Here is an 11,669-nt window from a genome sequence, read left to right on the forward strand (position 1 = left end):
AGTGCTCGGAACATCCACCCCGAGGAAAGGGAGCTCATGGCCCGCATCGCCGTCATCGGAGGCACCGGCTACGCCGGCGGCCACATCGTGAAGGAGGCCGCGGAGCGCGGCCACACCGTCGTCTCGGTCGCCCGCAAGGTGCCGTCCACCCGCGTCCCGGGGGTGACCTACCTCGAGGGCTCGCTGCTCGACGCCACCAGCCTCGCCGCGGAGCTCGTCGGCGTGGACGCGGTCGTCGTGACCGTGGCGCCGCGCGGCGACATGGAGGGGCGCGTGCGCGGGGGCATCGCGCAGCTCGCGGAGGCTCTGCCGGAGGGCACCCGCCTCGGCGTGATCGGCGGCGCGGGCGGCAGCCTGGTGGCCGAGGGCGGCCCCCGCCTGGTCGATGCGGGGTCCTTCCCCGACGAGTTCAAGCCCGAGGCGCTCGAGATGATCGGCGTGCTCGACGACCTGAAGGCGTCGGACGAGGGCCTCGACTGGTTCTTCGTGCACCCGGCCGCGGGCTTCGGCGGCTTCGCGCCCGGCGAGCGCACCGGCTCGTACCGCACGGGCGGCGAGGTGCTCGTGACGGGCGAGGACGGCCAGTCCTACATCTCGGGCGACGACTTCGCGATCGCGGTCGTCGACGAGATCGAGAACCCGCGCCACCGCCGCACGAACTTCACGGTCGGCTACTGATCCGACCTCGCCACTGGCGCGGCCTCAGACGAGGTCGCGCCAGTCGCGTTCCGGCGACAGGGTCCCCGTGGGCGCCGTGAGCGTCTCGGTCAGCGGCCCCATGATCGTGGCCTCGTCGCGGCGGTGGCGCAGCACGTCGCCGATGTAGCTCGTCAGGACCTCCGCGAGGGGCACGGAGGCCTCGCGCTTCTCCTCCAGGAACCACCGGTGCTCGAGCACCTGGTGGTAGACCTCGGCGGGCTCCAGCTTGGCGCGCAGCTCGAACGGGATGGCCCTCACGACCGGCTCGAAGGCCTCGGTCAGCCACTCGTGCGCGGCGAGCTCCTCCTCGTCCTCCGAGCGCCCGGAGCGCACACGGAACTCGTCAAGGTCGTTGAGCAGGCGGCGCGCCTGATTCTCCTCGACGTCGAGGCCCGTGAGGCGGATGAGCCGCCGCGTGTGGTGGCCGGCGTCCACGACCTTCGGCTGAATGGACACGCGCGTGCCGTCGCCGGTGGTCTGGATGGCCATCTCGTCGATGTCGAACCCCAGCTCGTTGAGGTGGCGCACCCGCTCCGTGATCCGCCACGCCTCGCTCACCGAGAAGGTCTGCTGCTCGTGCAGCGCCCGCCACAGCGCGCGGTACGCCGACACGATGCCGTCGGCGACCGCGATGGGGTCGACGCCGCCTTCGAGGCGGCCGCTGGCGGCGAGGTCCATGATCTCGCCCGCGATGTTGGTGCGGGCGAGGTCCAGGTCGTGCTCCCGCTGGCCGTCGGTGAGCCCGTTCTCGTGCAGCTCGCCGGTCTCGGCGTCCACGAGATACGCCGCGAACGCGCCCGCGTCGCGCCGGAACAGCGTGTTGGACAGCGACACGTCGCCCCAGTAGAAGCCGACGTTGTGCAGGCGCACGAGCAGCAGCGCGAGCGCATCCACCAGGCGCGTCGCGGTGTCCGGGCGCAGCGCGTGCGTGAAGAGCGCGCGGTACGGCATCGAGAACTGCAGGTGCGCGGTCACGAGCGCGGCCGGCAGGGGAGTGCCGTCCTCGGTCGCACGGCCCGCGATGACGGCGACGCGGCGCACGCACGGCACATCCAGCCGGTGCAGGCTCCCGAGCATCTCGTACTCGCGCTGGGCCATGGCCGCGGTGGTCTCCTTGACCGCCACGACATGCCCCGACAGCTCGCTGAACCGCACCACGTGGCGCGAGATGCCCTTGGGCAGCTTGACGATCGCGCTGGCGGGCCAGTCCTCGAGGCGCGTGCTCCAGGGCAGGGTGAGCAGCTGCGGGTCGAACTCGGCCGCCGTGATGTGCAGGGACTCCGACACGGTTCTCCAGGGGACGGGGACGGGGGCGGGAAAGCGGGACGGCGCGGACGGATCCGAGGATCCGCCCGCGCCGCCGGGATCGCGAGGGGTCAGTCCGCGTGGACCGCGGGCGTCAGGCGCTCGCCGGTCTCGAGGTCGAACGCGTGCACGTGGTCCGGACGCGGCGCCAGGACGACCGTCTCGCCCGCGTGCGGGTGGACGCGGCCGTCGACGCGCGCGACGATGTCGGTGCGCTTGCCCTCGATCTCCGAGTGGCCGTACAGGTAGCCGTCGGCGCCGAGCTCCTCGACGAGGTCGACGACGACCTGGAGGCCCTGGCCGTCGGCGGGCGACACGATGATGTCCTCCGGGCGGACGCCGATGGTGACCTCCGAGCCGTGGGCCTTGGCCAGCGAGCCGGCCTGGACGCCGACGACCTTGGTGCCGAAGCGGACGCCGCCCTCGGCGATCTCCGCCGGGAACAGGTTCATGGCGGGCGAGCCGATGAAGCCGGCGACGAAGACGTTGGCGGGCTTCTCGTACAGGTCGCGCGGCGTGCCGACCTGCTGCAGGATGCCGTCCTTCAGCACCGCGATGCGGTCGCCCATCGTGAGGGCCTCGGTCTGGTCGTGCGTGACGTAGACCGTGGTGACGCCGAGGCGGCGCTGGAGCGACGCGATCTGCGTGCGGGTCTGGACGCGGAGCTTGGCGTCGAGGTTCGACAGCGGCTCGTCCATGAGGAACACCTGCGGCTCGCGGACGATCGCGCGGCCCATGGCGACGCGCTGACGCTGACCACCCGAGAGGGCCTTCGGCTTGCGGTTCAGGTAGGGCTCGAGGTCGAGCAGCTTGGCCGCCTCCTGCACGCGCTTGGCGCGCTCGTCCTTGCTGACGCCGGCGATCTTGAGCGCGAAGCCCATGTTCTCGGCGACGGTCATGTGCGGGTACAGCGCGTAGTTCTGGAACACCATCGCGATGTCGCGGTCCTTCGGCGGGACGTCCGTGACGTCGCGGTCGCCGATGCGGATGGCACCGTCGTTGACCTCCTCGAGGCCGGCGAGCATGCGCAGCGAGGTGGACTTGCCGCAGCCCGAGGGGCCGACCAGGACGAGGAACTCGCCGTCGCCGATCTCGAGGTTCAGCTTGTCGACCGCGGGACGCGTGCCGCCCGGGTAGAGGCGCGTGGCGTTGTCGAAAGTGACCGAGGCCATTTCTTCTCCTTCACCGGCAGGTACGTGCCGGACGATCCGTAGTGATGGATGCGACGGCCGCAGCCGCCGCAGACCCGCCGTTGGGTCTGGATCAGTATGGCATGCCCCGGGCGCGGTGCCGTGCGCCGGGCGTGTCGCGCGACCCGCGGGCCTCCCGGGATGGCCGTCCCGTCTGGGTTTCTCCCAGCCGCCCTGACTAGCATCGAGGGCGTTGTCGCCGCGCTCTGCGGCTGACCTGATCCACCTTCGAGAGGTTGCATGTCGAGCGACGAGACGGGCCAGACGCCCGCATCCGGCCCCGCAGCGGACCCGCGAGAGGACGATTCTCGCGGCCGTCGTGAGGCCGTCCGCGAGAAGGCGCAGCAGGTCAAGGCGCGGCAGTCGCGCAACCGCGTTCTGCGCCGGTCGGCGATCGTGCTGGCCGTCGTCGCCGCCGTCGCGGCCATCGCCTTCGCGGTGACCAGCGTGGTCGTTCCGACGATGACCGCCCCGACTCAGAACCCGACGGGTCTCGTGCATGACGGCGTCGTGGTCGACCAGGCGATGCTGCAGGCCGGCGAGCGCGACGCCGAGCAGACCGAGGAGCCCGCGGAGACACCGGCGCCCGAGGAGACCCCGGGCGCCGAGCCGATCGCGATCCACGTCTACGTCGACTACCTCTCGCAGGGCGCGGGGGACTTCCAGCGCGTGAACCAGGCGCAGCTGACCCAGTGGGTCGAGCAGGGAGCCGTCGAGCTGGTGTACCACCCGGTCGCGCTGCTGACCTCGAAGTCCAACGGCACCAAGTACTCGCAGCGCGCGGCGGGCGCCGCCGCGTGCGTGTTCGAGCACGCGCCCGAGGCGTTCCCCGCCTTCAACCACGAGCTGCTCACCAACCAGCCCGCGGTCGACAGCGACGGCTACGCCGACTCGGAGCTCGCCGACCGCGCGATCGCGACCGGCGCCGAGGACACCAAGACGGTCCGCGCCTGCATCGAGGACGAGGACTACTTCGCGTGGGCCCGCGAGGCGACCGAGCGCGCGCTCAACGAGCCGCTGCCCGGCACCGACGGGGTCACGCTCACGGGTGCGCCCATGATCCTGGTGAACGGCGAGCCCTACGTCGGCTCGCTCGACAAGCCCGAGGAGTTCGCGGCGTTCCTGCTCGCGGTCGACAGCGAGGCGTACCTCCAGACCGCCGCGCCCGAGGAGCCCGAGGGCGAGTCCGAGGGGGAGTGACCCCTCCGGGGCGCGGCCCCGCTCGGTATGCTCGACTGGTCCTCGCGGACAGTCGCCGGCTTAGCTCAGTTGGTAGAGCACCTGTCTTGTAAACAGGGGGTCATCGGTTCGAACCCGGTAGCCGGCACCACACTCCCCCTCTCGCGCGTCGGTCCGCGCCGGATCGTCCGGTAGCATCGACGCACTCGATCACCCACCGAGTCGCGGCCGTTCCCCGCGTCGGGCCGACCCCCGTCGCGTCGGCGGTCCTCCACGACCCGCTTCAATGACGAAGGGTGATCCGCATGACCCGCGTGCACATCCGCGAGTTCCACCACGACGACACCGACGCCTTCCTCCGTCTCTGGGAGATCGGCCTCAACGAGGGGTACGAGCCCGTGTACGGGCTCTCCGAGGTGCTGGCGTCCCTCCGCCAGGACGAGGCCGTCGCGGCCGTCGTCGGCGACGAGGTGATCGGCGTCGCGGTCGGTCGCGCGGCGCACGAGCAGGGCTGGGTCGTGTACGTCGGCGTGGATCCCGCGCACCGCGGCGGCGGCGTCGCCGCGCAGCTGCTGTCCGCGCTCGAGCGGCGCCTCGCCCAGCACGACCTCGGCAAGATGTCGGCGCTGATCCCGGAGTCCGGCGCAGGCCTCGACGCGTTCCTCGCGCAGGGCTTCGAGCTGAAGTCCAGTCTGCGCTACGCCGAGCGCCGCATCCCCGTGCAGGGCCGCGACCTGGCACTGCTGCGCGAGCTCGGCGGCCGGCAGCTCTCGCGCGGGCTGTGGGAGGCCGTGGCGGGCATGACGCTCGAGAAGTCGCTGCTCGAGCGGCGCCTCGTGATCCCGCTCGCCCAGCCGGACCTCGCGGACCGATACGGCGTCGTGCCGCCCCGCGCCGTGATGCTGTTCGGCCCGCCCGGCACCGGCAAGACCACGTTCGCGAAGGCCGTGGCCTCGCGGCTGGAGTGGCCGTTCGTCGAGGTCTTCCCCTCGCGGCTGGCGGCCGAGCCCGGCGGCCTCGCGGCCGGGCTGCGGGAGACGTTCGAGCGGATCGGCGAGCTGCAGCACGCGGTGGTGTTCATCGACGAGGTGGAGGAGATCGCGGCCCGCCGACAGGGCGACCCGCCCTCGCCGCTGCAGGGCGTCACGAACGAGCTGCTCAAGATCATCCCGGAGTTCCGCGACCGGGCGGACCGGCTGCTGATCTGCGCGACCAACTTCATCCGCGCGCTCGACCCGGCCTTCCTGCGTCACGGCCGTTTCGACTACGTCATCCCGATCGGGCTCCCGGACGACGCGGCGCGCGCCGCGATCTGGGCCGGGAGCATCCCCGAGGCCGCGGAGGACATCGACATCGCGGCCCTGGTGCGGGCCTCGGAGGGGCTCACGCCCGCGGACATCCAGTTCGCGGCGCGCAAGGCGGCGCAGGAGGCCCTGGAGCGCGCGCTCGCGGGCGGCGACGGCGCCGCGCAGTCGACCGAGGACTACCTCGACGCGCTGCGCGCCACCCGCGCGACCGTCTCGCCCGAGGTCATCGCGGAGTTCGTGGAGGACACCCGGCTGCTCGCGCGGACCTGAGCGTCAGTGCTCGGGCGGTGCGAACAGCCGCTCCCAGCTCCTCAGGTCGGTCGACAGGAGCACGCCGCGCTGATCCGCCAGGACGATCCCGTCGTCGGGGGTCGTCGTCAGGGCGCCGCTCGTGCCGCGGTACTCGGGCCCGGTCGTCCACTCGCCGTCGGCGCCTTGATAGACGATCCGCCCGTCGACCCCCGTGCCCACGAGGCGCCCGTCGGCGAAGGCCGCGATGAGGCCCATCCTCGGCGCACCCGGCACCGGCCGGAAGGTCGCTCCGGCGTCGGTGCTCACGAGCAGCCCGCCCGAGCTTGTGGCGTACACGGTGTCGGGCAGTCCGGGAGCGACCAGGATGTCCCACGCGTCGATGCCGATGCCCTCGCGCCAGGTCCGGCCGGCATCGTCGGACCGATGGAGCACGCCGAAGGCGTTCACGTAGATGCGCCGGGGATCGACGTCGCTGACGGACAGGTCGTGGAAGTCGGCCTCGCCCGGGAACGCGACGTTCTGCCAGGTGGCGCCGCGGTCGTCGGAGCGGATCAGCCCGAGATTGCCCGCTCCGAAGTGATCGGGGCTGTGCGCGCCCGGATGCCCCGAGGCGTAGAACGCGCCGCCCGCGATCGTGAAGCCCATCGCGTCGAAATCGTTCCCGGCGATGGGGCCGGACAGGTCGGCGTCCTTGTCGAGGCGGTCGAGCAGGTACAGGCCGCCGTGGGTGGCGACGACCAGCTCGCCGGTCTGCGGGACGACGGCGAGGCCGTGGATGTGCTGGAGCGCGCGGGCGGTCGCGTGGTCGTCGGCGGGGGAGCAGGCGGTCAGCAGGGAGGTGAGCGCGATCATGGCGAGCGCGGCGCGCCCGAAGGCGGGGGCGGAAGTCATGGGAGGCTTTCGGGTCGGGACGGACGGGGGCGGCGTCGGTGGCCGCCGGGGAGGCGGCCACCGACGGCTCAGCGGGCGTCGAGCATGCCCCGCATCTCGGCGATCTCGGCGGTCTGGTCGGCGATGATCCGCTCGGCGAGCGCGAGCGCATCCGGGTTCTCGCCGTCCGCCAGCTGCGTCTCGGACATCGCGATCGCGCCCTCGTGGTGCACGATCATCTGCTCGAGGAACAGGGTCGACGCCTCGGCGCCGGCCGCCTCCTCGAGCGCGGCCATGTCATCCTCCGACATCATGCCGTCGCCGTGGTCCATGCCGCCGTGCCCGGCGTCGTGACCCCACGACGCGAGCCACTGCTCCATGGTCTCGATCTCGGGTCCCTGCGCGGCCTTGATGCGCTCGGCGAGCGCGGCGACCTCGGGGTCGACGCCGTCCTTGGCCAGCAGCAGGTCCGACATGTCGACGGCCTGCTGGTGGTGGGCGATCATCCCGGTCGCGAACGCCACGTCGGCGTCGTCGAACGTCGCCGCGGACGCCGCGGGGGTCGCCGGCGAGGCCGAGTGGCCGCCGGAGTGGCCGGTCGTGCCGGTGCCGGTGCATCCGGCGAGCGTCAGGGCGGCGGCCAGCAGGCCGGCCCCGAGGGTGAGCGTGCGGATCTTCATGGTGTTCTCCTCAGGTCGTGGCGAGGGCGCGCGGCGCCCGGGGTCTGCGGGGGCAGGCCCGTCACGTGCGACTGATGGAGAGGATGGTGAGATCGGGCGGGGTCGGCTCCGCGGGCACCGCGACCGAGGAGGGCGGGGGTGACCCCGGGCGGACCGCCCGGGAGACCCAGGCGGGGCGGATCGAGAGCACCAGCGCCGCGACGAGCAGGGCGAGGACACACGCCATGAGCGTCATCGGGTCCGGCGTGCCGCCGCAGTCGCCGCATGGCTCGTCGCTCCCGTCCTGCGGGGTGCGGTGCACGGCGTCGTGCCCGGTGTCGTGCGCCTCGCTCTGCGCGGCGGCGCTGGAGGAGGTCTCCGGCGCGATGGCGGGCGCATGATGGGTTGTTCCGGTGCTGAACACGTGCATGCCGAGCAGGCCCACGAGCACCGCGACGACCGCGAGCGCGCCGAGGAGGAGGGCGCGGACGGCTGTCGCGCGCGGGCGCAGCGCCCGGCCCAGCGACATCAGGCTCATCGCGCGCCTCCTCTCGACATCAGCCTACGAGCGCACCGGCGTGGCGGCCGATCCGCGGCCGGCCGACGTGACGGTCTCGGGGCGCAGGTCCAGGCGGCGCAGGAGCTGCGCGTTGAGCGCGACGACGATCGTCGACAGCGACATCAGCACCGCCCCGACCGACATGGGCAGCACGAAGCCGAACGGCGCGAGCACTCCCGCGGCCAGGGGCACCGAGATGAGGTTGTAGCCGGCGGCCCACCACAGGTTCTGGCGCATCTTGCGGTAGCTCGCGCGCGACAGCTCGATCACCGAGATCACGGACCGGGGGTCGTCGCTGGCGAGGATCACGCCTGCGGAGGCGATCGCGACATCCGTGCCGGCGCCGATCGCGATGCCGACGTCCGCCTGCGCGAGCGCGGGAGCGTCGTTCACGCCGTCGCCCACCATCGCGACGCGGCGGCCCTCGCGCTGCAGCTCGCCGACCTTGGAGGCCTTGTCCTCGGGGCGCACGCCCGCGAAGAACCGGTCGATGCCCAGCTCCGCGGCGACCGCCGCCGCGACCGCCTCGGCGTCGCCCGTGATCATGACGACCTGGACGCCGCGGGCATGGAGCGCACGGACGGCCTCGCGGGACTCGGCGCGGACCTCGTCGGCCAGGCGCAGGGCGCCCGCCACCGCGCCGTCGACCAGGACGTGCAGGATGATCGCGCCTTCCGCGCGCCACTCGTCCGCGATCGGCAGCTCGCCCGCGCCCTCTTGGGTGAGCAGGTGAGGCCCGCCGACCTGGACCACGCGGCCGTCGACCACCGCGCGCACGCCGACCGCGGGCGAGGACGAGAAGTCCGTGGCCCCGGGGACGCGGAGCGACCGCTCGGCGGCGGCCTGCACGATCGCGCGCGCGAGCGGATGCTCGGAGTCGGCCTCGGCTGCGGCCGCGAGAGCGAGCAGCGCGTCGGGGTCCGTGCCCTGGGACGGATGCACGGCCGTGACGGCGGGCGCGCCCTTGGTGAGCGTGCCGGTCTTGTCGAACAGCACGGTGTCGACCGTGCGCATGCTCTCCAGGGCCAGGCGGTCCTTGACGAGCACGCCGCCGCGCGCCGCCCGCTCGGTCGCGATGGACACGACGAGCGGGATCGCCAGCCCCAGCGCGTGGGGGCACGCGATCACGAGCACCGTGATCGTGCGCACGACGGCCTGGTCGGGCATCCCGAGCAGCGTCCACACGACGGCCGTGATCGCGCCCGCGATCAGCGCGAACCAGAACAGCCATCCGGCGGCGCGGTCGGCCAGGCGCTGAGCGCGCGACGACGACCGCTGCGCCTCGGTCACCAGCCGCTGGATGCCGGCGAGCGCGGTGTCGTCGCCGATCGCGGTGATCTCGACGCGCAGGCCGGAGTCGGTCGCGACCGTGCCCGCGACGACGAGATCGCCCTCGCCGCGGCGCACGGGGCGGGATTCGCCCGTGATCATGGACTCGTCCATGCTCGCCGAGCCCTGTGCGATGCGCCCGTCGGCGGGGATGCGGCCACCGGGGCGCACGATGACCAGGTCGCCGACCCGGAGCTCGGCTGGCGCGACGGTCCGCACCGCATCGCCGTCGACGCGCTCGGCCTCGTCGGGCAGGAGCGCCGCGAGGGAGTCGAGCGCCGAGGTGGTCTGCGCGAGCGAGCGCATCTCGAGCCAGTGACCCAGCAGCATGATCGCGATCAGGAGGGCCAGCTCCCACCAGAAGTCGAGCTCGTGGTGCAGGATGCCGAGGCTCGCGCCCCACGACGCGACGAACGCGACCGTGATGGCCAGCCCGATCAGGAGCATCATGCCCGGCCGCCGGGCGCGCAGCTCGGCGACCGCTCCCGTGAGGAACGGCGCGCCGCCCCACGCGTACATCACCGTGCCGAGCACGGGGGAGACCCAGCCGACCCACGCCGCGTCGGGCAGGGAGTAGCCGAGCAGCATGGCGAACATCGGGGAGAACGCGACCACCGGCACAGCGAGCGCCAGCATGATCCAGAACAGGCGGCGGAAGCGCCCGACATGATCGCCGTGGCCGGTGTGGCCCATGGGCCCGTGACCGGCGTGGTCCATGGTGCCGTGGTCGGTGTGATCCATGGGCCCGTGACCGGCGTGGTCCACGGCGGGCGCCTCGGCGACGGCTTCGCGGGCGCCGTGCGCCCCGGCGTGTCCCTCGTGGTGGTGATGGTCGTCGTGCGGGTGATCCTGCGTGTTCATGAGAACCTCCTCAGGGTGCCGCCGTCGGCGGCGGGTTGCGGGACGTCGCCGGCCCCGCGAATCAGGCGGAGCGGCCCGCGAGCGTGTAGCCGGCCTCGTCCACGGCCGCGGCGACCGCGTCGGCGTCGAGTGGGGCGTCGCTGTCGACCGTGACGGTCGACACGCCGCCCGCGACCAGGTCGACGGACACGCGCTGGACGCCGGGAAGGGCGCTCAGCTCCTCCGTCACGCTGGAGACGCAGTGCGAGCAGGTCATGCCCTCGACGTGTAGCGTCGTGGTGGCGGCCGGCTCCTGGGCGGGAGCGGCGGCCTGCGCGGCGCCCGTGGCGCAGCATGCGCATCCGGCGTTCGCGTCCTTGAGTCCGAGCTCGATCGCTTCCTTCGCCATGACGTGTCCCTTCGACGATGTGCGGTGGCGACACCCATGCTACATACCCCAGGGGGGTATTGGAACCGGCTGGCCGGATTGCGGACTCGCCGCGGCCTCGGCCCGTGGGCTGTGGGATCCTGGCCGCATGCCGTCTCCCCGTATCGTCATCACGTACTGCACGCAGTGCCGCTGGCTGCTCAGGGCTCAGTGGTACGCGGGGGAGCTGCTGCAGTCGTTCGAGGCCGAGATCGGCGAGGTGGCTCTGGTGCCCGCGACCGGGGGCGTGTTCCGGATCGACGTGGACGACGCGCACGTCTGGAACCGCAAGCGCGACGGCGGGTTCCCGGACATCGCCGAGCTCAAGCGCCGCGTGCGCGACCTCATCGCGCCCGGCAAGTCGCTGGGCCACTCCGACCGCGTGGCGGACGGGTCTCGCTAGGAAGGACGTTCTCCACAGTGCCCCCAACCTTCGAACGAATGTCCGAGGGTGGTGGGATGATGGGGGCATGCGACGGTTCACGGATGCGGACAGCTCGGGGTGGGAGTTCACCCCGGCTGAGCGGTCGCGGACGCGGGAGATCGTGGAGCGGTTGAAGGCGATCCGGGGGGAGCGGGCGGGGCTGGATGCCGAGGAGGCGGCGCTGCAGGCGGAGGCGATGGGCATCGCGATCGATCAGATCGGGCGGATGCCGGATGCGAGCGTGTACGAGTTCCCGGTGCGGTCNGCCGAGGAGGCGGCGCTGCAGGCGGAGGCGATGGGCATCGCGATCGATCAGATCGGGCGGATGCCGGATGCGAGCGTGTACGAGTTCCCGGTGCGGTCGATGGCGGCGGAGCTGGCGCTGGCGACGAGGGAGTCGCCGCGGGCGATGCAGGGCCGGATGGATCGCGCGCACACGATGGTGACGCGGTTCCCGGCGACGCACGCGGCGCTCGGGGAGGGGCGGATCACGTCCCGGCACGCGCAGCTGATCGTGGAGGCTGGTGCGGACCTCGATGAGGATGCGGTGCGGGCGGCGTTCGAGTCGGAGATCCTCCCGCTGGCGGAGAAGGCGACCCCGTATCGCACCAAGGCGCTGGCTGCGCGGG

At 72.8% G+C, this 11,669-nt stretch carries 12 protein-coding genes and 1 tRNA gene; 6 read left to right on the plus strand and 7 right to left on the minus strand.

Going from position 1 to position 11,669, the window contains the following annotated elements:
• Positions 1–36 precede the first annotated feature (36 nt).
• The gene (locus ASD19_RS13775) at positions 37–678 is read left to right on the plus strand and encodes an NAD(P)-dependent oxidoreductase (protein WP_055993852.1); all 642 of its coding nucleotides are present in this window, start codon (positions 37–39) and stop codon (positions 676–678) included.
• Positions 679–702: 24 nt separating this feature from the next.
• Here ASD19_RS13775 and ASD19_RS13780 read toward each other — a convergent pair whose 3' ends face one another.
• Both ASD19_RS13780 and ASD19_RS13785 read right to left on the minus strand, forming a co-directional pair.
• Positions 703–1,986 (minus strand): DUF4032 domain-containing protein, encoded by a 1,284-nt coding sequence (locus ASD19_RS13780; protein WP_055993855.1) that lies wholly within the window; start codon positions 1,984–1,986, stop codon positions 703–705.
• Between the two features lie 89 nt (positions 1,987–2,075).
• Positions 2,076–3,176 (minus strand): ABC transporter ATP-binding protein, encoded by a 1,101-nt coding sequence (locus tag ASD19_RS13785; RefSeq protein WP_055993858.1) that lies wholly within the window; start codon positions 3,174–3,176, stop codon positions 2,076–2,078.
• Positions 3,177–3,434: 258 nt separating this feature from the next.
• Here ASD19_RS13785 and ASD19_RS13790 point away from each other — a divergent pair, with 258 nt between their 5' ends.
• The 3 genes from ASD19_RS13790 to ASD19_RS13800 all read left to right on the plus strand — a co-directional run bounded on the left by ASD19_RS13790 (position 3,435) and on the right by ASD19_RS13800 (position 5,950).
• Positions 3,435–4,394 carry a DsbA family protein gene (locus tag ASD19_RS13790; protein WP_055993861.1) on the plus strand — a complete coding sequence of 320 codons (960 nt, stop codon included), beginning with the start codon at positions 3,435–3,437 and terminating at the stop codon, positions 4,392–4,394.
• Between the two features lie 54 nt (positions 4,395–4,448).
• Positions 4,449–4,524: transfer RNA gene (locus ASD19_RS13795), tRNA-Thr, on the plus strand.
• A gap of 154 nt (positions 4,525–4,678) precedes the next feature.
• Positions 4,679–5,950 carry an ATP-binding protein gene (locus ASD19_RS13800; protein WP_055993895.1) on the plus strand — a complete coding sequence of 424 codons (1,272 nt, stop codon included), beginning with the start codon at positions 4,679–4,681 and terminating at the stop codon, positions 5,948–5,950.
• Positions 5,951–5,953: 3 nt separating this feature from the next.
• Here the strand turns inward: ASD19_RS13800 and ASD19_RS13805 are convergent, their stop codons facing one another.
• The 5 genes from ASD19_RS13805 to ASD19_RS14170 all read right to left on the minus strand — a co-directional run bounded on the left by ASD19_RS13805 (position 5,954) and on the right by ASD19_RS14170 (position 10,598).
• Positions 5,954–6,823 carry a F510_1955 family glycosylhydrolase gene (locus ASD19_RS13805; protein WP_055993864.1) on the minus strand — a complete coding sequence of 290 codons (870 nt, stop codon included), beginning with the start codon at positions 6,821–6,823 and terminating at the stop codon, positions 5,954–5,956.
• Positions 6,824–6,891: 68 nt separating this feature from the next.
• A complete protein-coding gene (locus ASD19_RS13810; protein ID WP_055993867.1) occupies positions 6,892–7,482 on the minus strand; it encodes a DUF305 domain-containing protein in 591 nt (196 codons plus the stop codon).
• 61 nt (positions 7,483–7,543) lie between these two features.
• Positions 7,544–7,999 carry a DUF6153 family protein gene (locus ASD19_RS13815; RefSeq protein WP_055993870.1) on the minus strand — a complete coding sequence of 152 codons (456 nt, stop codon included), beginning with the start codon at positions 7,997–7,999 and terminating at the stop codon, positions 7,544–7,546.
• Between the two features lie 24 nt (positions 8,000–8,023).
• A complete protein-coding gene (locus ASD19_RS13820; protein ID WP_082543203.1) occupies positions 8,024–10,210 on the minus strand; it encodes a heavy metal translocating P-type ATPase in 2,187 nt (728 codons plus the stop codon).
• 61 nt (positions 10,211–10,271) lie between these two features.
• On the minus strand, positions 10,272–10,598 hold the full coding sequence (locus ASD19_RS14170; protein WP_082543204.1) for a heavy-metal-associated domain-containing protein: 327 nt from the start codon (positions 10,596–10,598) through the stop codon (positions 10,272–10,274).
• Positions 10,599–10,725: 127 nt separating this feature from the next.
• Between ASD19_RS14170 and ASD19_RS13830 the strand changes: the two genes are divergently transcribed.
• Together ASD19_RS13830 and ASD19_RS15045 are read left to right on the plus strand one after the other, a co-directional pair.
• A complete protein-coding gene (locus ASD19_RS13830; protein ID WP_055993873.1) occupies positions 10,726–11,019 on the plus strand; it encodes a SelT/SelW/SelH family protein in 294 nt (97 codons plus the stop codon).
• A gap of 316 nt (positions 11,020–11,335) precedes the next feature.
• The coding region (locus ASD19_RS15045) for a DUF222 domain-containing protein (protein ID WP_442922548.1) at positions 11,336–11,669 on the plus strand (334 nt) is incomplete at its 3' end.

Origin of the sequence: Microbacterium sp. Root53 (assembly GCF_001426925.1) — a bacterium.
In the GTDB taxonomy this organism is placed as follows: Bacteria; Actinomycetota; Actinomycetes; order Actinomycetales; family Microbacteriaceae; genus Microbacterium.

Coding starts and splice junctions, on each gene's coding strand:
- ASD19_RS13775 (WP_055993852.1), top strand. CDS start 37: ATGGCCCGCATCGCCGTCATCGGAGGCACCGGCTACGCCGGCGGCCAC.
- ASD19_RS13785 (WP_055993858.1), bottom strand. CDS start 3,176: ATGGCCTCGGTCACTTTCGACAACGCCACGCGCCTCTACCCGGGCGGC.
- ASD19_RS13790 (WP_055993861.1), top strand. CDS start 3,435: ATGTCGAGCGACGAGACGGGCCAGACGCCCGCATCCGGCCCCGCAGCG.
- ASD19_RS13800 (WP_055993895.1), top strand. CDS start 4,679: ATGACCCGCGTGCACATCCGCGAGTTCCACCACGACGACACCGACGCC.
- ASD19_RS13805 (WP_055993864.1), bottom strand. CDS start 6,823: ATGACTTCCGCCCCCGCCTTCGGGCGCGCCGCGCTCGCCATGATCGCG.
- ASD19_RS13810 (WP_055993867.1), bottom strand. CDS start 7,482: ATGAAGATCCGCACGCTCACCCTCGGGGCCGGCCTGCTGGCCGCCGCC.
- ASD19_RS13815 (WP_055993870.1), bottom strand. CDS start 7,999: ATGAGCCTGATGTCGCTGGGCCGGGCGCTGCGCCCGCGCGCGACAGCC.
- ASD19_RS13820 (WP_082543203.1), bottom strand. CDS start 10,210: ATGAACACGCAGGATCACCCGCACGACGACCATCACCACCACGAGGGA.
- ASD19_RS14170 (WP_082543204.1), bottom strand. CDS start 10,598: ATGGCGAAGGAAGCGATCGAGCTCGGACTCAAGGACGCGAACGCCGGA.
- ASD19_RS13830 (WP_055993873.1), top strand. CDS start 10,726: ATGCCGTCTCCCCGTATCGTCATCACGTACTGCACGCAGTGCCGCTGG.